This is a genomic window from Bradyrhizobium sp. NBAIM03 (assembly GCF_020194055.1).
Taxonomy (GTDB): Bacteria; Pseudomonadota; Alphaproteobacteria; order Rhizobiales; family Xanthobacteraceae; genus Bradyrhizobium; species Bradyrhizobium yuanmingense.
The window spans coordinates 203151-222517 of the sequence record NZ_JADYVS010000009.1 but is presented as its reverse complement, the minus strand read 5'-3'; the positions used below and the strand labels follow the sequence as shown (position 1 = coordinate 222517).

19 protein-coding genes are annotated in these 19367 nt (G+C 65.5%); 13 read left to right on the top strand and 6 right to left on the bottom strand.

Annotated features, from left to right (window positions below):
- The first annotated feature begins 10 nt into the window (after nucleotides 1-10).
- From I6F21_RS16530 to I6F21_RS16495, 8 genes are all read left to right on the top strand, one after another.
- Entirely contained in the window at nucleotides 11-952 is a 942-nt protein-coding gene (locus I6F21_RS16530; protein WP_036029753.1) for an ABC transporter permease, read from the top strand.
- Between the two features lie 18 nt (nucleotides 953-970).
- Nucleotides 971-1858 (top strand): ABC transporter permease, encoded by an 888-nt coding sequence (locus I6F21_RS16525; RefSeq protein ID WP_225139809.1) that lies wholly within the window; start codon nucleotides 971-973, stop codon nucleotides 1856-1858.
- A gap of 129 nt (nucleotides 1859-1987) precedes the next feature.
- The gene (locus I6F21_RS16520; protein ID WP_225139808.1) at nucleotides 1988-3637 is read left to right on the top strand and encodes a dipeptide ABC transporter ATP-binding protein; all 1650 of its coding nucleotides are present in this window, start codon (nucleotides 1988-1990) and stop codon (nucleotides 3635-3637) included.
- Nucleotides 3638-3871: 234 nt separating this feature from the next.
- Complete coding sequence (locus I6F21_RS16515; protein WP_225139807.1) at nucleotides 3872-5377, top strand: M81 family metallopeptidase; 1506 nt, start codon at nucleotides 3872-3874, stop codon at nucleotides 5375-5377.
- A 14-nt stretch (nucleotides 5378-5391) separates the two neighbouring features.
- Complete coding sequence (locus I6F21_RS16510; RefSeq protein WP_036015333.1) at nucleotides 5392-6564, top strand: M20 aminoacylase family protein; 1173 nt, start codon at nucleotides 5392-5394, stop codon at nucleotides 6562-6564.
- Nucleotides 6557-7975 (top strand): amidase, encoded by a 1419-nt coding sequence (locus I6F21_RS16505; RefSeq protein WP_225139806.1) that lies wholly within the window; start codon nucleotides 6557-6559, stop codon nucleotides 7973-7975. Before I6F21_RS16510 ends, I6F21_RS16505 begins: the two co-directional genes overlap by 8 nt.
- Nucleotides 7976-8137: 162 nt before the next feature.
- Nucleotides 8138-9028, top strand: coding sequence for a crotonase/enoyl-CoA hydratase family protein (locus I6F21_RS16500; protein ID WP_057029550.1), 891 nt, complete (start codon nucleotides 8138-8140; stop codon nucleotides 9026-9028).
- 131 nt (nucleotides 9029-9159) lie between these two features.
- On the top strand, nucleotides 9160-9612 hold the full coding sequence (locus I6F21_RS16495) for a hypothetical protein (RefSeq protein WP_156447196.1): 453 nt from the start codon (nucleotides 9160-9162) through the stop codon (nucleotides 9610-9612).
- On the opposite strand, the gene I6F21_RS16490 is transcribed toward I6F21_RS16495, so the two are convergent.
- The 3 genes from I6F21_RS16490 to I6F21_RS16480 all read right to left on the bottom strand — a co-directional run bounded on the left by I6F21_RS16490 (nucleotide 9601) and on the right by I6F21_RS16480 (nucleotide 12011).
- A complete protein-coding gene (locus I6F21_RS16490; protein WP_225139805.1) occupies nucleotides 9601-10575 on the bottom strand; it encodes an NADPH:quinone oxidoreductase family protein in 975 nt (324 codons plus the stop codon). The two genes, I6F21_RS16495 and I6F21_RS16490, sit on opposite strands and share 12 nt — an antisense overlap.
- Nucleotides 10575-11183, bottom strand: coding sequence for a 2-hydroxychromene-2-carboxylate isomerase (locus tag I6F21_RS16485; protein ID WP_225139804.1), 609 nt, complete (start codon nucleotides 11181-11183; stop codon nucleotides 10575-10577). The genes I6F21_RS16490 and I6F21_RS16485 overlap by 1 nt, the downstream gene beginning before the upstream one ends.
- A gap of 126 nt (nucleotides 11184-11309) precedes the next feature.
- Nucleotides 11310-12011, bottom strand: coding sequence for a glutathione S-transferase N-terminal domain-containing protein (locus tag I6F21_RS16480; protein WP_225139803.1), 702 nt, complete (start codon nucleotides 12009-12011; stop codon nucleotides 11310-11312).
- A gap of 118 nt (nucleotides 12012-12129) precedes the next feature.
- On the opposite strand from I6F21_RS16480, the gene I6F21_RS16475 reads away from it, so the two are divergent.
- Nucleotides 12130-13152: a methionine synthase gene (locus I6F21_RS16475; RefSeq protein ID WP_225139802.1), complete on the top strand. Its 1023-nt coding sequence runs from the start codon at nucleotides 12130-12132 to the stop codon at nucleotides 13150-13152.
- Nucleotides 13153-13177: 25 nt separating this feature from the next.
- Here I6F21_RS16475 and I6F21_RS16470 read toward each other — a convergent pair whose 3' ends face one another.
- From I6F21_RS16470 to I6F21_RS16460, 3 genes are read right to left on the bottom strand one after another with little or no spacing between them, the layout of a single operon-like run.
- Nucleotides 13178-13840: a hypothetical protein gene (locus I6F21_RS16470; protein WP_225132682.1), complete on the bottom strand. Its 663-nt coding sequence runs from the start codon at nucleotides 13838-13840 to the stop codon at nucleotides 13178-13180.
- Between the two features lie 23 nt (nucleotides 13841-13863).
- Nucleotides 13864-14391: a xanthine phosphoribosyltransferase gene (gene gpt, locus I6F21_RS16465; protein ID WP_036015348.1), complete on the bottom strand. Its 528-nt coding sequence runs from the start codon at nucleotides 14389-14391 to the stop codon at nucleotides 13864-13866.
- A gap of 36 nt (nucleotides 14392-14427) precedes the next feature.
- Nucleotides 14428-15165 carry a molybdopterin-binding protein gene (locus I6F21_RS16460; protein ID WP_225139801.1) on the bottom strand — a complete coding sequence of 246 codons (738 nt, stop codon included), beginning with the start codon at nucleotides 15163-15165 and terminating at the stop codon, nucleotides 14428-14430.
- A gap of 278 nt (nucleotides 15166-15443) precedes the next feature.
- On the opposite strand from I6F21_RS16460, the gene I6F21_RS16455 reads away from it, so the two are divergent.
- The 4 genes from I6F21_RS16455 to I6F21_RS16440 all read left to right on the top strand — a co-directional run bounded on the left by I6F21_RS16455 (nucleotide 15444) and on the right by I6F21_RS16440 (nucleotide 19331).
- Nucleotides 15444-16862 carry a circularly permuted type 2 ATP-grasp protein gene (locus I6F21_RS16455; RefSeq protein WP_225183341.1) on the top strand — a complete coding sequence of 473 codons (1419 nt, stop codon included), beginning with the start codon at nucleotides 15444-15446 and terminating at the stop codon, nucleotides 16860-16862.
- A gap of 4 nt (nucleotides 16863-16866) precedes the next feature.
- Nucleotides 16867-17811, top strand: a complete 945-nt coding sequence (locus tag I6F21_RS16450; RefSeq protein ID WP_036015356.1) for an alpha-E domain-containing protein — start codon at nucleotides 16867-16869, stop codon at nucleotides 17809-17811.
- A 197-nt stretch (nucleotides 17812-18008) separates the two neighbouring features.
- Nucleotides 18009-18857 carry a transglutaminase family protein gene (locus tag I6F21_RS16445; RefSeq protein ID WP_036015358.1) on the top strand — a complete coding sequence of 283 codons (849 nt, stop codon included), beginning with the start codon at nucleotides 18009-18011 and terminating at the stop codon, nucleotides 18855-18857.
- Between the two features lie 66 nt (nucleotides 18858-18923).
- Nucleotides 18924-19331, top strand: a complete 408-nt coding sequence (locus I6F21_RS16440; protein WP_109143279.1) for a carboxymuconolactone decarboxylase family protein — start codon at nucleotides 18924-18926, stop codon at nucleotides 19329-19331.
- Nucleotides 19332-19367 lie beyond the last annotated feature (36 nt).

Below are 19367 nucleotides of genomic sequence, written 5' to 3'. Positions count from 1 at the left end.
CGGATCCAACTTGCTCGGATATCTCCTTCGCCGAATTCTCGCCGCCGTGCCCGTGATGGGCGTGGTCGCGCTGTTCGTTTTCCTCCTGCTCCGCCTCACCCCCGGCGATCCCGCCGCGATCCTCGCCGGCGACAACGCGACCCCGGAACGGCTGGAGCGCATCCGCGAATCGCTCGGCCTCAACGAGCCGCTGATCGTGCAGTTCGTCACCTGGGTGAACAAGCTGCTGCACGGCGACCTCGGGACGTCGCTCATCTCCAATTTGCCGGTGATGAAGATGATCGGCCAGCGCGTCGAGCCGTCGATCTCGATCGCGCTGTGCACCATCATCCTCGCCGTCATCGTCGCAGTTCCCTTGGGGGTGATCGCGGCGTGGAAGCACGGCACCTGGATCGACCGTTTCGTGATGGGTCTGTCCGTGCTCGGCTTCTCGGTGCCGGTTTTCGTGGTCGGCTATGTCCTCATCCAGGTCTTCGCGATCGAGCTGCGCTGGGTGCCGGTGCAGGGCTTCCGTAGCATCTTCAACGGCTTCGGTCCGTTCTTCGAGCGCATGATCCTGCCGACCTGCGCGCTGTCCTTCATCTACGTCGCACTGATCGCGCGCATGACGCGTGCGGCGATGCTCGACGTGCTCGGCGAAGACTACGTGCGAACGGCGCGCGCGAAGGGCATCAACGAGGTTGCGGTGATGATGCGCCATGCTCTGCGCAACGCCGCCGTGCCCGTGATCACCGTGATCGGCACCGGCTTTGCGCTCTTGATCTCCGGCGTCGTCGTCACCGAGAGCGTGTTCAACATCCCCGGCATCGGGCGTCTCACCGTCGATGCGGTGCTGGCGCGCGACTATCCGGTGATCCAGGCGATGATCCTGCTGACCTCGCTGATCTACGTCGTCGTCAATCTTCTCATCGACGTCGCCTACACCCTGCTCGATCCCCGGATCCGGTACTGAGGCAAGGACAAGAACAAAATGTCGGTCGATACCCTTCCCCAGTCCTCCATTCCGATCACGTCGCCGCTGCGGCCGCGATTCGGATTCCTCACCTCGACCCCGATCATCGCCACCGCGACGTGCCTGCTCGCGCTGATCGTGGTGGTCTCAATCCTCGCGCCGCTGATCGCGCCGCATGATCCGATCCAGCTCGCCCCGTCGCAGCGGCTCAAGCCATCTTCCGCACACTTCCTGCTCGGCACCGACGCCTACGGCCGCGACGTGTTGTCGCGCGTGATCTATGGCGGCCGCATCTCGCTTCTGATCGGCATCGGTGCGGCGATCCTGTCGATCGCCATCGGGCTGGCGATCGGCCTCGTCTCCGGCTTCTTCAAGCTGGTCGATTCCGTGATGATGCGCGTCATGGACGGCCTGATGGCAATGCCGAGCATCCTGCTCGCGATCGCCGTGGTGTCGCTGTCCGGCGCCAGCCTCTGGACCGTGCTGATCGCGATCACGATCCCCGAGATTCCGCGCGTTGCACGCCTGGTCCGCTCGGTCGTGCTGTCGGCGCGCGAGGAGCCTTACGTCGAGGCCGCGATCTCGGTCGGCTCGAGCCTGCCGAAGATCATGTGGCGCCACCTGATGCCGAACACGATCGCGCCGCTGATCGTCCAGGGCACCTATATCTGCGCCAGCGCCATCCTGACCGAGGCGATCCTCTCCTTCCTCGGCGCCGGCATCTCGCCGGAGACGCCGACCTGGGGCAACATCATGGCCGAGGGCCGCCAGTACTTCCAGATCAAGCCGTCGCTGATCTTCTGGCCGGGCCTGCTGCTCTCCATCGCCATCCTCAGCATCAACCTGATCGGCGACGCCGCCCGCGACGCCCTCGATCCGCGCATGAAGCAGCGGGAGGGGAAGTGAAACAAGTAGCGTTGTCATTCCGGGGCGCGCGTAGCGCGAGCCCGGAATCCATTTCACCACGCGTGCTGCGGCCCGATGGATTCCGGGCTCGCGACTTTGTCGCGCCCCGGAATGACGGAGAGAATTGACGTGACCGACACCATCCTCGACATCAACAACCTCGTCGTCTCCATCGGCAAGCAGCCGAAAGGCGCCAACATCATCGACGGCATCTCGATCCAGGTGCGCGAGCGCGAGACGCTGTGCCTCGTCGGCGAGAGCGGCTCGGGCAAGTCGGTGACCTCGCTCACCACCATGGGCCTGTTGCCGAAGGGCACGCTGGTGCCAACCGGCGGCAGCGTGAAGCTGGTCGGCGAGGAGCTGCTCACCGCCACCGACCGCCGCCTGCGCCAGCTCCGCGCGACCAAGATGGCGATGATCTTCCAGGAGCCGATGACCGCGCTCAATCCGGTGGTGCCGGTCGGCCGCCAGATCGACGAGGTGCTCCGCGCCCACACCAAACTCGATGCCAAAGCGCGCAGGAAGCGCATTCTCGACATGATGGAGCAGGTCCACCTGCCCCAGGTCGAGCGCATCTTCGCCTCCTACCCGCACCGTCTCTCCGGCGGCCAGCGCCAGCGCATCATGATCGCGATGGCGCTGGTGCTGGAGCCGAAGCTGCTCATTGCCGACGAGCCGACCACCGCGCTCGACGTCACCACGCAGAAGCAGATCCTGTCGCTGATCCGCGAGCTCCAGCGCGATCACGGCACCGCCGTGCTGTTCATCACGCACGACATGGGCGTGGTCGCCGAGATCGCCGACCGCGTCGCGGTGATGCGGCAGGGCCGGCTGGTCGAGACCGGTCCGCTCGAGACCGTGCTGCGCAATCCGAGCATGGAATACACCCGCAACCTGCTCTCCTCGGTGCCGAGCCTGGTGCCGCGCCCGCCGCGCGAGGAAACCCGCGAGCCCGTGGTGCTGGAGGCCAACGAGCTCAGCAAGGTCTACAAGGAGCGCGCCTTTTTCGGCAAAGGCCGCGAGGTCGTCGCTGCCGACAAGGTCACCTTGACCCTGCGCAAGGGCCGCACGCTCGGCATCGTCGGCGAAAGCGGCTCGGGCAAGTCGACGGTTGCGCGCTGCATCGTGCGCCTGATCGATCCGACCTCCGGCGGCGTGCGCCTCGCCGGCCGCGAGATCGCCGACATCTCGCGCCGCCTGTTGCAGCCGCATCGGCAGAAGATCCAGATCGTATTCCAGGATCCCTATCGTTCGCTCAATCCGCGCGTCACCGTCGGCGAGAGCATCGCCGAAGGCCCGGTCAATTACGGCGTGGCGCACGCCGACGCGATGAAGCGGGCGCGCGAGTTGCTCGAGCTGGTCGGCCTGCCGCCGGATGCGGTGTCGCGCTATCCGCACCAATTCTCCGGCGGCCAGCGCCAGCGCATCGCGATCGCCCGGGCACTCGCGCTCGATCCGGACGTGCTGGTCGCGGATGAAGCGGTCTCCGCGCTCGACGTCTCGGTGCAGGCGCAGGTGCTGGAGCTGCTCGACGAGATCCAGAAGCGGCTCGGCATCGCCATCCTGTTCATCACCCACGACCTCCGCGTCGCAGCCCAGATCTGCGACGAGGTCGTGGTGATGCAGCACGGCCGCGTCGTCGAACAGGGACCGGCCGCCGAAGTGCTGACGCATCCTAAGGAGGCCTACACCAAGGCGCTGCTGGATGCGGCGCCCGGGCGGGGTTGGGATTTTGCGAACTTCAGGCCGGTGGCCGAGGGCGTGGGGGCGACGGCCTAGGTCTCTCCACTCGTCATTCCGGGGCATCGCGAAGCGATGAGCCCGGAATCCATCAGGCTGCGAACTCTGTCGCACGATGGATTCCGGGCTCGCGCTACGCGCGCCCCGGAATGACGGCGGAGCAGCATTCCCAAATCGATCTGACCCTATGCGTGGCACGATGGCCTCTCACCTTGCCCTCTCCTCAGAGCCAAGGCTAACGTCGCGCACTTTTCAACGCTGGACCTGAACTGAATGACACGCATCGCCGTCGGCGGCTTCCTGCACGAGACCAACACCTTCGCTCCGACGAAGGCGACATTCGCGGACTTCCAGCATGGCGGCGGCTGGCCGGCGATGACTGAAGGTGCCGACGTGTTGAAGGTGATGCGCCGCATCAATGTCGGGCTCGCCGGTTTCGTCGACAGCGCCGAGGCGAACCGCTGGGAACTCATTCCGACCATCGCCTGCGGCGCGAGCCCGTCGGCGCATGTCACCGAAGACGCATTCGAGCGCATCGTGAAGGTCATGGTCGACGGCATCGCCGCCGCCGGCCCGATCGACGCCGTCTATCTCGACCTGCACGGCGCGATGGTGACCGAGCATCTCGACGACGGCGAAGGCGAGATCTTGGCGCGCGTGCGCCGCGTCATCGGTAAGGATGTTCCGCTGGTCACCAGCCTCGATCTCCACGCCAACGTCACGCCCGAGATGATGGAGCATGCCGACGCGCTGATCGCCTACCGCACCTATCCGCATGTCGACATGGCCGAGACCGGCCGCGCCTGCGCGCGCCATCTCGTGCTGCTGCTGCAGACGAAGCAGCGCTTCGCAAAGGCCTTCCGGCAATTGCCATTCCTGATCCCGATCAGCTGGCAATGCACCAACGACCAGCCCACCAAAGGCATCTACGAAAGACTCGCCGCGCTGGAGAGCGATGCCGTTCCCACCCTCTCTTTCGCGCCCGGCTTTCCCGCCGCCGATTTCCGCGACTGCGGCCCCAGCGTGTTCGCCTACGGCAAGACGCAACACGACGCCGATCGTGCGGCCGACGCGCTTCTGAAGCTGATCGAAAGCCACGAGAACGATTTCGACGGCAAGATCTGGACGCCCGACGACGGCGTGCGCCACGCCATGGAACTTGCCAAGGGCGCGCGCAAGCCGATCATCATCGCCGACACCCAGGACAATCCGGGCGCCGGCGGCGATTCCGACACCACGGGCATGCTGCGCGCGCTGGTGCGCAACAAGGCGAGTGCCGCAACCGGCGCGATCTACGATCCGGAATCGGCCAAGGCCGCGCACGCAGCCGGCGTCGGCGCCACCGTGACGCTGTCGCTCGGCGGCAAGTCCGGCATCCCCGGCGACGAGCCCTATCGCGAGACCTTCGTGGTCGAGCAGCTCTCGGACGGCCGCTTCATCGCGCCCGGTCCCTATTACGGCGGCCGCGAGATGGAGATGGGCCCGTCCGCAGCCTTGCGCATCGGCGATGTCCGCATCGTCGTCTCTTCGCACAAGGCCCAGCTCGCCGACCAGGCGATGTACCGCTATGTCGGCATCGAGCCGACCGAACAGAAAATCCTGGTCAACAAGAGCTCGGTGCATTTCCGCGCCGATTTCGAGCCGATCGCCGAGAAGCTGATGATCTGTGCCGCGCCCGGTGCGATGCCGGCCGACACCGCTTCGCTACCCTGGACGCGCCTGCGCCCGGGCATCCGCATCAAGCCGAACGGCCCCGTATTCACGCCTCCCTCACGCTAACCGGACAGGACCACATGCCCACGATCGATCGCATCGACGGCTACGCCGACGAGCTCACCGCAATCAGGCGCGACCTCCACGCCCATCCCGAGATCGGCTTCGAGGAAGTGCGCACCTCCGGCATCGTCGCCGACAAGCTGAAGAGCTGGGGCATCGAAGTGCATCGCGGCCTCGGCGGCACCGGCGTGATCGGCGTCATCAAGGGCAAGGGCACCGGCAGCAAGCGCATCGGGCTGCGCGCCGACATGGACGCGCTGCCGATGGAAGAGAACACCAATCTGAAGTGGAGCTCGAAGATCCCCGGCCGCTTCCACGGCTGCGGCCATGACGGCCACACCACCATGCTGCTCGGCACCGCGCGCTATCTCGCCGAGACCCGGAATTTCGACGGCACCGTGCATCTGATCTTCCAGCCGGCCGAGGAAGGCCTCGGCGGCGCCCGCGCCATGATCAAGGACGGGCTGTTCGAGAAATTTCCCTGCGACGAGCTCTACGGCCTGCACAACGCGCCCGACCTCAACCATGGCGAGATCGCGATCCTGCCGGGCCCGGCCATGGCCAGTGCCGACTTCTTCGACCTGCGCATCACCGGCTACGGCGCGCATGGCGCGATGCCCGAGCGCTCCAAGGACGCGGTTGTCATTGCGACCACACTGGCGCAGGCGATCCAGACCATCGTCAGCCGCAACGTCGACCCGCTGCAAGCCGCGGTGATCTCGATCACCCAGATCCATGCCGGCTCGGCTTACAACGTCATTCCGGGCGATGCGCATCTGTGCGGCACCATCCGCACCTTCTCGAACGAAGTCCGCGCCCTGATCGCCGAGCGCATCCGCACCATCTGCGCCGGCATCGCCGCCGCCTATCAGTGCACGATCGAAGCCGACATCCGCGACACGTTCGGCGTTCTGGTCAACCAGGTCGAGCAGTCCAAGGTGGTCGAGGAGGTCGCGCGCACCATCGTCGATCCCGCCAACGTGATCACCCGCATCCAGCCGAAGATGGGCAGCGAGGATTTCGCCGACATGCTGGAGACGATTCCCGGCGCTTACTTCTGGGTCGGCCATGACGGCTCGGTGCCCGTGCACAATCCCGGCTTCGTGCTCGACGACAAGATCCTGCCGATCGGTGCCAGCATGTTCGCCCGCATCGTCGAGACGCGCATGCCGGTGGGTGGCAATGCATAAAAAGAGCGTCGAGGAAGCGGTCACCTCGCTGCACGATCTGTCCGCGGTCGACCTGATCGCGGGTTATCGTGCCAAGCAGTTCTCGCCGAGCGAGGTGCTGGAGGACGTGCTCGCGCATGTCGCGGCGTGGGAACCGCATCTGAAGGCGCTCTATGCGTTCGACCCCGATGGCGCGCGCGAGGCCGCAAAGGCCTCGACCGCGCGCTGGACCGGCGGCGAGCCCTCCGGGCCGCTCGACGGCGTACCCGTCACGGTGAAGGACAACATCGCGACCAAAGGCGTGCCGGTGCCGCTGGGGGCAGCCAGCGTCAAGCTCGTGCCGGCCGAGAAGGACGCGCCGCCCGCTGCGCGGCTGCGTGAGGCCGGCAGCATCATCTTCGCCAAGACCACCATGCCCGATTACGGCATGCTGTCCTCCGGGCTCTCCTCGTTCCATGCGCTCGCGCGCAACCCGTGGGATCTCAGCAAGAACCCGGGCGGCTCCAGCGCCGGCGCAGGCGCCGCCGCCGCGGCCGGCTACGGGCCCTTGCATCTCGGCACCGATATCGGCGGCTCGGTTCGCCTGCCCGCCGGCTGGTGCGGCCTCGTCGGCCTGAAGCCGAGTTTTGGCCGCGTGCCGATCGACCCCACCTATGTCGGCCGTGTCGCAGGCCCGATGACCCGCACGGTCGACGATTGCGCGCTGATGATGAGCGCGATCGCAAAGCCCGACCGCCGCGACGGCATGAGCCTGCCGGCCGAGTTGCTGAACTGGAAGGGGCTGGAGAAATCTCCGCGAAAACTACGCATCGGGTTGATGCTCGATCCCGGCTGCGGCCTGGCGCTGGAGAAGCCGGTGCGCGAGGTCGCAGTGAAGGCCGCGAAGGCATTCGAGTCCGCAGGCAGCGTCGTCACCGAGGTCGACGGCATCCTCACGCGCGAGATGCTCGACGGCCTCGACAATTTCTGGCGCGCGCGGATGTGGGACGATCTGTCCAAGCTGACGCCGGCCGAGCAGGCCAAGGTGCTGCCCTATATCTTCAAGTGGGGCGAGTCCGGGGCCAAGCTCTCGGGCGTCGACGTCATCCGCGGCTTCAACCAGACCATGGCGATCCGCGCGGCTGCGGCGAAGCTCTTTTGCGAGCTGGACTATGTGATCTCGCCGACCGCGCCGAACGTGAACTTTCCGGCGGAATGGGCGTCGCCGACCAACGATCCCATGAAGCCGTTCGAGCACATCGCCTATACCGTGCCGTGGAATATGTCGGAGAACCCGGCGATCTCCCTCAACGGCGGCTTCGACGCCAGGGGTTTTCCCATCGGCGTGCAGATCATCGGCCGCCGCTTCGACGACATCGGCGTGCTCGGCATGGCCAAGGCGTTCGAAGGCCTGCGCGGCCCGCAGCGGCCCTGGCCGAAGCCGCCGGCGTAACAAACGCTCGCTCGTCATTCCGGGTTGCGCCCTCTTGGCGCAAGCCCGGAATCCACTCATCCGCATTACTGATGTGGACAAATGGATTCCGGGCCCGCGCTTCGCGCGCCCCGGAATGACGTGCTAGAGAGAGCGACAAAGAAACAGGGAAGGAAACCAGCCATGGCGTATGAGACCATCAAGTACGAGGTCGCCGATCAGATCCTCACCATCACGCTGAACCGGCCCGACAAGCTCAACGCCTTCAACGCGCAGATGCAAGCCGAACTGATCGACGCGTTCGACGCTGCCGACAAGGATGACAATGTCCGCGCCATCATCGTCACCGGCGCCGGGCGCGGTTTTTGCGCAGGCGCCGATCTCTCCTCCGGTGCCGACACGTTCGACCGCGACGCGCGGCGCGGGCCGGTCAAGCGTTTTGCCGACGGCAAGGTCGACTATAGCGACCCGCAGGTGCGTGACGGCGGCGGCCAAGTGACGTTGCGCATCTTCAAATGCCTCAAGCCCGTGATCGCGGCGGTGAACGGCCCGGCCGTCGGCATCGGCGTCACCATGCAGCTCGCGATGGACATCCGCATCGCCTCAGAGGCCGCGCGCTTCGGCTTCGTGTTCTCCCAGCGCGGCATCGTGCCCGAGGCGGCCTCGAGCTGGTTCCTGCCGCGCATCGTCGGCATCTCGCAGGCGCTGGAATGGTGCTATTCGGGCCGTGTCTTCCCGGCGCAGGAAGCGCTTGCGGGCCGCCTCGTCAGCAAGGTCGTGGCCCCCGATGATCTGCTGCCGACCGCCCGAGCGCTCGCCAAGGAGTTTGCGGCAAAGACCGCGCCGGTGTCGGTCGCGCTGATCCGCCAGATGATGTGGCGCATGATGGGCGCCGACGATCCAATGGAAGCCCACAAGGTCGACAGCCGCGGCATCTACGCCCGCGGCCGCTCGGACGACGTCAAGGAAGGCGTGGTGTCGTTCCTGGAGAAGCGTCCCGCGCACTTCAAGAACAAGGTGTCCACCGACATGCCGGATTACTTCCCGTGGTGGACGGAGCGCGAGTACAAGTGACGAGCGCGTAGCGCGCCATAACGCGCAACTCGGCTGTTTGATCCATGCCAAGTGCGCATGGACAGTCGGTCGACAGGCCTGCTGCATCGCAAAACCACCTTGCGCTATCGTTCGCATCGCACAGGGAAGCGATGCCGATGCAACTTTGCCTGCGAATGGCGGCTCTCGCGCCACTCGTCCTTGCCGGCTGTGCCGAGCAGGACGCCGAGTGGGCGCAGCGCGGACGAGCCAGCTTGATCGGTCTCGACCAGTCGGCGATCCGCATGTGCGCCGGCCTGCCGGCCGGAACCGCCAAGGACGGTTCGGGCGAGATCTGGATGTACGAGCACGCGGCGAGCCCTCCCGGCGGCATCGCGCCGCCCACGCTCACGCTTCCGCCCGGCCTGAATATCGGAGGCCAGGCGCCTTCGGGCTATTGTCGCGTGCAGTTGCGCTTTGCTCGCGGCAAGGTCACCGAGGTGCAATATGCCGGGAATACCGACATCGGAAATGCGCGTGACGCCGTCTGCGGCCAGATCGTGCGGACTTGCCTCGGCTACGCGCCGGGCGGCCGCGACACCGTCGCGCGGACGTCACATCAGTAGCGCAACGCGTCCGATCGCCTTGCGGTCGAGCAACAACCGCATCGCCTTCGCATAGTCCTTAAGCGGCAGGCGGTGCGAGACGTTGGGGCGCAGCTTGCCCTCCTCCGCCCATTGCAAAAGCGCCTTCAGGCGGACCTCGCCGAGCGCAGGATTCTTCCGCACCGCTTCGCCGGCGCGTACGCCGAGCACGCTGGCGCCCTTGATCAGCAACAGATTGGTCTTGGCCGAGCCGATGCCGCCGGTGAAGCCGATCACCAGGAGCCGCGCGCCCCAGGCGATGCAGCGCATCGAGTCTTCAAAGACCTCGCCACCGACGGGGTCGAACACGACGTCGGCGCCGCGGCCGTCGGTGATGCGCTTGACGGCATCGCGGAACGGCTCGCGGTCGTAGCGGATGAGATGATCGGCGCCGCGCGATTTCGCGATTCTGAGCTTCTCGTCGCTGGAGGCGGTCGCGATCACGGTCGCGCCCAGCATCTTGCCGATCTCGACGGCGGCAAGGCCGACGCCGCCGCCGGCGCCGTGGACCAGCAGCACCTCGCCGGGCGTGACCCGGCCGCGATCGATCAACGCGTGATAGGCCGTGCCGTGGCCGGCGAGATAGGTGGCAGCCTCCGCATAGTCGAAGGTGGACGGCATGGGAGTGAGCTGCGACGGCATCACCACCGCTTCATCCGTGAAGGCACCAAAGCGCATCTTCACGATGACCTTGTCGCCGACGGCAACGCCGCTTGCCTCCGATGCCACCTCGGTGACGTCGCCGGCCGCTTCCATGCCCGGCGTGAACGGCAGCTCCGGCTTGAGCTGGTATTCGCCGGCGGCCATCAGCACGTCGGGGAAGTTCAGCCCGGCGGCGCGGATGGCGACGCGCACCTCGCCCGGCCTCAGCGCGCGCGACGGAAACTCCTCCAACAGCAAACGCTCGGGCGCGCCGAGTTCGCGGCAGACGACGGCGCGCACCATCAGGCCGCGCTCGCCTTGCTGCGCAAAAGCGCTTCGCGGATCAGCGGCAGGCGGTCATTGCCGAAATACATGTCGGTCTTGTTCACGAAGATCGTCGGCGAGCCGAAGCCGCCGCGCGCGATGACCTCCTCGGTATTGGCCTTGAGCTGGTCCTTGATGCCCTGCTCGGCAATACCGGCGAAGAACTTCTGCTCGTCGATGCCGACCCTCCTGCAGATCTCCGCAAGCACCGCGTCCTGCGAGATGTCCTTGTCCTCGCCCCAATAGGCCTCGAACACTGATGTCGCGAACGGCACCATGTCCTGACCGAGCCAGAGGCAGCCGCGCATCACCTTGACGCTGTTCACCGGGAACACCGTCGGTGGCATCTTGATGGCAAGACCCGCCGAACGTGCCCAGTCGGCGAGGTCCTTCTTCATGTAGCGCGCCTTCAGCGGCACCGGCTTCTCGCGCTGCGCGTAGACGCTCGGATTGACCGAATTGAAGATGCCGCCGACCAGGATCGGCCGCCAGGTGATGTCGGCTCCGAACTCCTTGGCGAGCGGTTGGATGTTGTGGAAGGCGAGATAGGTCCAGGGGCTGGAGCAGTCGAAGAAGAATTCGATCATGGGGGTTCCTTTTTGCTGTCATTCCGGGGCGCGCCCCCTTTGGCGCGAGCCCGGAATCCATTTCGCCTCTCGGTACGCTGCCTGGTGGATTCCGGGTTCGCGCTTCGCGCGTCCCGGAATGACGAGTCACTTCCTTCCCAGCACTTCCTTAGCCCGTTGCCCGAACATGATCTTGCGTGATTCCTCGTCGAACGGCTCTTTCACGAATTTTCCGATCGCAAGCCCCGCCTGCACCTGCGGCCTTGCCCGGACCTCGGCATACCAGCGTTTCACATTGGGATAGTCGTCGAGCGTAAAACCCTGCGCCTTGTGGGTCATGGTCCAGGGGAAGCAGGCGATGTCGGCGATGGAATAGTCGCCGGCGACATAGGCGCCGGTCCTGGCCAATTGGCAATCGAGCACGCCGTAGAGCCGCGCCGCCTCGTCGCGATAGCGCTCGATTGCGTAAGGGATCTTCTCGGCCGCATAGAGCGCGAAATGGCCGTGCTGACCGAGCATCGGCCCGAGGCCCGCCATCTGCCACATCACCCATTGGATCGTGCTGGAGCGGCCGCGCCAATCGGCGGGCAGGAAGCGGCTGGTCTTCTCCGCGAGATAGATCAGGATCGCGCCGGTCTCGAACGCCGAGAACGGCGCGCCGCCATCAGCGGGCTCGTGGTCGACGATCGCGGGAATGCGGTTGTTCGGAGAGATCGCCAGGAACTCAGGATTGAACTGCTCGCCGGCGCGGATGTTCACGGGGATCACCCGATAGGGAAGCCCGAGCTCCTCCAGCATGATCGAGATTTTCCAGCCGTTCGGCGTCGGCGCGTAATAGAGGTCGATCATGGGCCTTCCCTTGCGCCGTCCCTATCGCTGCCGCCAGCCAATGACGACTTTTGTTGTTCTGTACCTCGACGTTAGGACATGGCAGGAAGGGGCGCAACAACCCGCCGGGAGGGCCGCCATGCTGTTTCCAACCACGATCGCCGGCTCCTTGCCGAAGCCGGAATGGCTCGCCGAGCCGAACATGCTCTGGGCGCCCTGGAAGTCCGAAGGCGACGAGCTCGCCCGCGCCAAGCGCGATGCGACGCTGATCTGGCTGAAGATCCAGGAGGACGCCGGCATCGACATCGTCACCGAAGGCGAACAGGCCCGGCAGCACTTCGTGCACGGCTTTCTGGAGAAGATCGAGGGCATCGATTTCGCCCACAAGGTCGAGATGGGCATCCGGAAAGACCGCTACAAGGCGATGGTGCCGCAGGTGGTCGCGCCGCTGCGGCTGAAGGACCGCGTCCATGCCTTCGAGGCGCGCGTCGCGCGCACGCACACCAGGAAGCAGCTGAAATTCACCCTGCCCGGCCCGATGACGATCATCGACACCATTGCCGACCGCTATTATGGCGACAGGGTCAAGATGGCCTTTGCCTTCGCCGAGCTCTTGAACGAGGAAGCCAAGGCCTTGCAGGCCGACGGCGTCGACCTCGTGCAGTTCGACGAGCCCGCCTTCAACGTCTACATGGACGAGGTCAACGATTGGGGCATCAAGGCGCTGGAGCGCGCCGCGGAGGGCCTCACCTGCGCCACCGCCGTGCACATCTGCTATGGCTACGGCATCAAGGCCAATACGGACTGGAAGGAGACGCTCGGCAGCCAATGGCGGCAATACGAGCAGATCTTTCCGGCCATCGACGCAAGCCCGATCCAGCAGGTCGCGATCGAGTGCCGCAATTCCAAGGTGCCGCTCGACCTGCTCGCGCTGCTGAAGAACAAGATCGTGCAGGCCGGTGTCATCGACGTCGCCAGCGACACGGTGGAGACGGCCGAGGACGTCGTGAAGGTGATCGAGGCGGTGTCGCAATTCGTGCCCAAGAGCAACATCATCGCCACCACCAATTGCGGCATGGCGCCGATGCGGCGCGAGATCGCCGAAGCCAAGCTGGTGGCGCTTGGCGCCGGCGCGGCGCTGGCGCGCGAGAGGCTGGGGTGATGGCGGTGATCCGCAGGTCGCTCGGCTAGTCCGGAGCGGTCGGATGCAACGCCGGTCGATATCCGGCGCTGAACGCCCGTAATGTGGATGGAGGCGTCAGCAGCATCGCACTCGACAGTTCGTGCTCGGTACGGGCATAGCCGGCTGGCGACCAAAGCAGCGGCCGGCCTTTCGTCACAAGATAGCTCTGCTCGCCCTGCTGCACCATCACGCCATCGGGTAAGTCTGCGAGCGGCCCTCGCAGTGGGTGCAGGCGCTTACGGCCGTGATCCAGACGCTCCAGGTGCAGCTTTGCGTCCATCGACTTTGCGCTCACCTTGCTTGCGCCGTTTCCCCTCTCCCATGCCGCGCGAAACCGGTTGGCATCGTCACGCCGGCAGAAGAAGCATGGGCGATGTCCGGCAGCAAAGGCGGTGGCTTCGTCGAGGAAGAACAGCTCGGTCCAGCTCCGCCGCGCCATCACCGGCCGCCGCCAGCCGCGGAATTCGCACAGGCATGTGATCCAGGCCGGCGTCGACCAGCGCTTCTTCAACAGCGTCTTCGTCGCGGGATCGTGGATGATGCCGCGATTGCCGGTGAACAGGCCGCGGTGTGGGGTGGCGATGATGTCGCCGGTGGGCGTGACTCGGTTCTGGAGGGGGCGAGTGGCGAATGGCGAATGGCGAATGGGGTCGGTGTTACTCGCCATTCGCTACTCGCCATTCGCTCTGGTCACGCCGCGCCGTCGCGCAGCGGCGGGTGGTAGGACAGTGCTGTGTCCCAGGGGAAGAAGATCCAGGTGTCCTGCGAGACTTCGGTGATGAAAGTGTCGACCAGCGGGCGTCCCATCGGCTTGGCGTAGACGGTGGCGAAATGCGCATCGGGCAGCATCTCGCGCACCATCCTGCCGGTCTTGCCGGTATCGACGAGGTCATCGACGATCAACAGGCCCTTGCCGGTGCCGCCGCCGAGCGTCATTGTCGCCTCGGAAATGCCCTTGAGCACCTGGAGCTCGCCCTGCTTGTTGTGGTCGTAGCTGGCGACGCAGACCGTATCGATGACGCGCACCCCTAACTCGCGCGCCACGATCGCGGCGGGCACCAGGCCGCCGCGGGTGATCGCAATCACCGCATGGAACGGACCGACCTCGTTGAGCCGCCAGGTCAGCGCCCGGCAATCCCGGTGGAACTGGTCCCACGAGACGGGGAAGGCCTTGCCTGCCCGCTCCTGCGCACTCAGTTCCGGTGCTTCACCAGCCATCGCCTGTCTCCTGCAATCTCGTCCGGCAATTCCCTGCTAGCGGTTGACGTTCAATCCCGCCAGCATTTCCTTCACCGCGGCCATTGCCGCCGCGAGCTTCTCGGGATCGCGCGAGCGCACCACCAGATTGGTGTTGGGCTTCTGCTCCTCGTCCATGAAGGGATAGCTGCCGATGATGGTGTCGGGATGGGCGGCAGCGATCGCCCGCAGCGGCCCGCCGATGTCGCCCTCGCGCGCATTGGCACGGACGGAGTCCGACAGCATGCGCACGCCCGACTTCAGCTTGGGCGAGACGATGTCCATCATCGCTTGCATGATCGAGGGCACGCCGGCCATGACGATGACGTTGCCGATCTTGAAGCCGGGGGCGAGGATGGTCGCGCTCTGGATCAGCTCGGCGCCCTCGGGAATGCGGGCCATGCGTAGTCGGGCCTCGTTGAGGTCCTGCTCGCTCCAGCGCTCGCGAAAGCGGGCGACCACTTCCGGATGATGGTCGATCCCGACGCCGAACGCCTTGGCGACGGCATCTGCGGTGATATCGTCATGGGTCGGCCCGATGCCGCCCGTGGTGAAGACGTAGGTGTAGCGATGCCGCAATGCATCCAGTGCAGCGATGATATCCGGCTCGTCGTCGGAGACGATGCGGACCTCCTTCAGGTCGATGCCGATATTGGTCAGGTATTCGGCGATGAAGCCGATATTCTTGTCCTTGGTCCGGCCGGACAGGATTTCGTCTCCGATGACCAGAATGCCCGCCGTGACGATCTCGCTCATGCCTTAAGTCCCTCACCTGTGACGCCGACTTTGCCGAGGTAACGCGTTGAAGTCACGCGGTTTTGCTTCTGAAATAAGCAGTCTTCAGCCATTTTTTCAGGCACGCCGCCGGCCGTCGCCGGCAAATGCCCCCTCTCCATGCTTATCGCGCTGGCCCGGCCCTTGCTACCACATGAAAGTCATGCACTGTTGACGCATGGCCACAGGACGTTGCGGTCTCATCAAGGCTGACGCGACCTGGCGCATGGCGCAACGCCTGGGGAGACAAGTCGGGATCTATGGCAGTCGCGTTTGACGAAATGAACATTCCCGGCGGGGACCTCCGCCCCGCCTATCAGGAGCTGGCGCGCTGGCTCAAGGAGACGCCTCCCGAGGCGCTCGAATATCGCCGCCAGGAGGCCGAGCTCCTGTTCCGCCGGATCGGCATCACCTTCGCAGTCTACGGCGATTCCGAGTCCACCGAGCGCCTGATCCCCTTCGATGTGATTCCGCGGATCATGTCCGGCAAGGAATGGGCGCGGCTGGAGAAGGGCCTGAAGCAGCGCGTGCGCGCGCTCAACATGTTCCTGCGCGACATCTATCACGGCCGCGACATCCTCCGCGCCGACATCGTGCCCGACGATCTGATCTTCCAGAACCCGGTGTTCCGGCCCGAGATGAACGGCCAGCAGGTGCCGCACGACGTCTACGTGCACATCGCCGGCATCGACATCGTCCGGGTCGACGCCGAGGACTTCATCGTGCTGGAGGACAACGCCCGCACGCCGTCGGGCGTGTCCTACATGCTGGAAAACCGCGAGATCATGATGCGGCTGTTTCCGGATCTGTTCGCCCGCCACCGGGTGGCGCCGGTCGAGCGCTATCCGGACGAGCTGCTCGCAGCGCTCCGCTCGGTCGCGCCGCAAAGCGCCTCCGGCGAGCCGACGGTCGCCCTGCTCACCCCGGGCGTCTACAATTCGGCCTATTACGAGCACTCCTTCCTCGCCGACAAGCTCGGCATCGAGCTGGTCGAAGGCCGCGACCTTGTCGTCAAGAACAACGAAGTGTTCATGCGGACGACGGAAGGGCTGAAGCGGGTCGACGTGATCTATCGGCGCGTCGACGACGACTTCCTCGATCCCCTCACCTTCCGTCCCGATTCGGTGCTCGGCGTGCCCGGACTGATGTCGGCCTACGCGGTCGGTAACATCACGCTCGCCAACGCCGTCGGCACCGGCATCGCCGACGACAAGGCGATCTACTCCTACATGCCCGACATCGTGAAATTCTATCTCGGCGAGGAGCCGATCCTAAAGAACGTGCCGACCTGGCGCTGCCGCGAGCCGAAGGACCTCGCTTATGTGCTGGACAATCTTAGTGAGCTCGTCGTCAAGGAAGTGCACGGCTCCGGCGGCTACGGCATGCTGATCGGCCCCGCCGCGACCAAGGCGACGATCGAAGCGTTCCGCGACAAGCTCAAGCGCGAGCCGGAAGGTTTCATCGCCCAGCCGACCCTGGCGCTCTCGACCTGCCCGACCTGCACGGCGTCGGGCCTCGCTCCACGTCACGTCGATCTTCGCCCCTTCGTGCTCACGGGCAGCAAGAGCACGACCATCGTGCCGGGCGGGCTCACCCGCGTCGCGCTCAAGGAAGGCTCCCTGGTGGTGAACTCGAGCCAGGGCGGCGGCACCAAGGACACCTGGATTCTGGACGAGTAGAGAGATGCTGTCGCGTACCGCCGAAAACCTCTACTGGCTCGCCCGCTACGTCGAACGGGCCGAATATCTCGCGCGCACCATCGATGCGACGCTGCGCGTCACCGCGCTTCCCGCCGCCTATATCGGCAAGACCAATGAATGGGATTCGGCGCTGCTCACGGCCGGGGTCGCCGCGAGCTTCTATCAGGCCTATGAGGAAGCCAACGAGCACAACGTCGTCGAGTATCTCTCGTTCTCCCAGAACAACCCGTCCTCGATCCGAAACTGTATCGAAGCGGCGCGGCTGAACTCGCGCTCGGTGCGCACGGCCCTCACCAGCGAGATGTGGGACACCATCAACTCGGCCTGGATCGAGCTTCAGGCGGTGTGGAGCAAGGGCACCTCGACGCGCGAGGACCTGGCAAAATTCCTGCGCTTCGTGCAGGAGACCTCGCTGCGTTTCGACGGCTCGGCCTATCGGACCATGCTGCGCAACGACGCCTATTGGTTCTCGCGCATGGGCGTGCACCTGGAGCGCGCCGACAACACCGCGCGCATCCTCGACGTGAAGTATCACGTGCTGCTGCCCGAGGAGGAGCATGTCGGCGGGCCGCTCGACTTCTACCAGTGGAGCTCGATCCTGCGCTCGGTCTCGGCGCTGACAGCCTATCATTGGGTCTATCGCGAGACGCTGAAGCCCTGGCTGATCGCGGACCTCCTGATCCTCAACGACACGCTGCCGCGCTCGCTCGCCAGCTGCTACGGCAACCTCGTGCGCAACCTCGACCAGATCGGCGTCGCCTATGGCCGCCAGGGCCCGGCCCAGCGCCACGCCCGCGGCATCCGCAACCGGCTGGAACACAGCAACATGAACGACATTTTCCAGCATGGCGTGCATGAATTCATTCAGGAATTCATCGCGGACAATTCCAGGCTGGGCGAAATCATCACGAAGCAGTATTTGATCTAATGTCGCTCGACTGACGACAGGGGATATTGTCATGGCCGGGCAAGAGCGCGAAGCGCGTCTTCGCGCTAGATGTCCCGGCCATCCACGTTCTTGCTTTTGCGCGACGAGGAAGAACGTGGATGCCCCGGGACAAGCCCGGGCATGACGAGCTTCTTTGCGACGGCAGTCACGCCTTACAACAAACGACACGGTCCACCATGCGCCTGCGAATCCAGCACACCACGACCTATCGCTACGAGCCGCCGGCCACCAGCGTGATCCAGATCCTGCGCATGACGCCGGGCAGCCATGACGGGCAATACGTCGCGGAATGGCAGATCGACGTCTCCACCGACACCAAGCTCGACATGCATGAGGACGCGTTCGGCAACGTCACCCACGTGCTGTCCTGCGGGCCGGTCGGCGACATCCAGATCATTGCCGAAGGGCTGATCGAGACTCACGACACCGGCGGCGTGCTGCGCGGCAGCGACGAGCGTTTTCCCCCCGGCATGTTCCTGCGCGTCACCGACCTCACCTCGGTCAATCCGGCGATGACGGCGGTCGCGCGCCAGTTGCGCAGCGAGGCCGAGAGCGACACGCTGGGCTTCCTGCACACGCTGATGACGCAGGTGACCGATCACATGACGTTCGACGAGGACCCCACCAACAGCGGCACGTCCGCAGCGGAGGCGTTCACACTCAAGCGCGGGGTCTGCCAGGACTACGCGCACATCTTCATCGCCTGCGCCCGCGCCGGCGGCGTGCCGGCGCGCTTCGTCTCCGGACATTTCCTGCGTGCGGACGACACGGTGCACCAGGACGCCGGCCATGCCTGGGCAGAGGCCTACGTGCCCGATCTCGGCTGGGTCGGCTTCGATCCCGCCAACAGCATCTGCGCCACCGACGCGCATGTCCGCCTCGCGATCGGGCTTGACTATCTCGGCGCGGCCCCGGTGCGCGGCACGCGCTACGGCGGCGGCACGGAAACGCTGACGGTGGCGGTGAAGGTCGAACAGGCCGGCCGCGGCGGGCAGTCGCAATCGCAATCCCAGCGGCAGAGCTAGGAGCCGCCAGCCGAACACATTCGGCATGCTACAATCGCGGGATCGGATCAGACCCGCGAGGTAGCCATGGCGACTGTGAAACTACTTTCGGATGATGAACTCTCGGCCGAAGCGCGCGCCGTTTTCGACGATATCCGCAAGGTGCGGAAATCGGACTTCGTCAACAATTTCTGGCGCGCGCTGGCGCATGATCCGAAGACGCTGCGGCGGACCTGGGAGAGCATCAAGGAGGTGATGGCTCCCGGCGCGCTCGATCCCAAGGTCAAGGAAATGCTCTACGTCGCGGTGTCGATCGCGCATGGCTGCAGCTATTGCATCCACTCCCACACGGCCGCGGCACGGGCCAAGGGCATGAGTGAGGCCGAATATGGGGAGCTGCTCGCCATCGTCGGCATGGCCGCGGAGACCAACCGGCTGGTGACGGCGCTCGGCGTGCCGGTTGATGAGGCGTTTCTGGTCGACGCAGCTGACTAGCTTGCCGTCTCGCACCGTCATTCCGGGGCGCGCGTA

Bases quoted from the DNA above. Each gene is read 5' to 3' on its own strand.
- I6F21_RS16525 (WP_225139809.1), top strand. From the start codon at position 971: ATGTCGGTCGATACCCTTCCCCAGTCCTCCATTCCGATCACGTCGCCG.
- I6F21_RS16515 (WP_225139807.1), top strand. From the start codon at position 3,872: ATGACACGCATCGCCGTCGGCGGCTTCCTGCACGAGACCAACACCTTC.
- I6F21_RS16510 (WP_036015333.1), top strand. From the start codon at position 5,392: ATGCCCACGATCGATCGCATCGACGGCTACGCCGACGAGCTCACCGCA.
- I6F21_RS16505 (WP_225139806.1), top strand. From the start codon at position 6,557: ATGCATAAAAAGAGCGTCGAGGAAGCGGTCACCTCGCTGCACGATCTG.
- I6F21_RS16500 (WP_057029550.1), top strand. From the start codon at position 8,138: ATGGCGTATGAGACCATCAAGTACGAGGTCGCCGATCAGATCCTCACC.
- I6F21_RS16495 (WP_156447196.1), top strand. From the start codon at position 9,160: ATGCCGATGCAACTTTGCCTGCGAATGGCGGCTCTCGCGCCACTCGTC.
- I6F21_RS16490 (WP_225139805.1), bottom strand. From the start codon at position 10,575: ATGGTGCGCGCCGTCGTCTGCCGCGAACTCGGCGCGCCCGAGCGTTTG.
- I6F21_RS16485 (WP_225139804.1), bottom strand. From the start codon at position 11,183: ATGATCGAATTCTTCTTCGACTGCTCCAGCCCCTGGACCTATCTCGCC.
- I6F21_RS16480 (WP_225139803.1), bottom strand. From the start codon at position 12,011: ATGATCGACCTCTATTACGCGCCGACGCCGAACGGCTGGAAAATCTCG.
- I6F21_RS16475 (WP_225139802.1), top strand. From the start codon at position 12,130: ATGCTGTTTCCAACCACGATCGCCGGCTCCTTGCCGAAGCCGGAATGG.
- I6F21_RS16470 (WP_225132682.1), bottom strand. From the start codon at position 13,840: ATGGCGAGTAACACCGACCCCATTCGCCATTCGCCATTCGCCACTCGC.
- gpt (WP_036015348.1), bottom strand. From the start codon at position 14,391: ATGGCTGGTGAAGCACCGGAACTGAGTGCGCAGGAGCGGGCAGGCAAG.
- I6F21_RS16460 (WP_225139801.1), bottom strand. From the start codon at position 15,165: ATGAGCGAGATCGTCACGGCGGGCATTCTGGTCATCGGAGACGAAATC.
- I6F21_RS16455 (WP_225183341.1), top strand. From the start codon at position 15,444: ATGGCAGTCGCGTTTGACGAAATGAACATTCCCGGCGGGGACCTCCGC.
- I6F21_RS16450 (WP_036015356.1), top strand. From the start codon at position 16,867: ATGCTGTCGCGTACCGCCGAAAACCTCTACTGGCTCGCCCGCTACGTC.
- I6F21_RS16445 (WP_036015358.1), top strand. From the start codon at position 18,009: ATGCGCCTGCGAATCCAGCACACCACGACCTATCGCTACGAGCCGCCG.
- I6F21_RS16440 (WP_109143279.1), top strand. From the start codon at position 18,924: ATGGCGACTGTGAAACTACTTTCGGATGATGAACTCTCGGCCGAAGCG.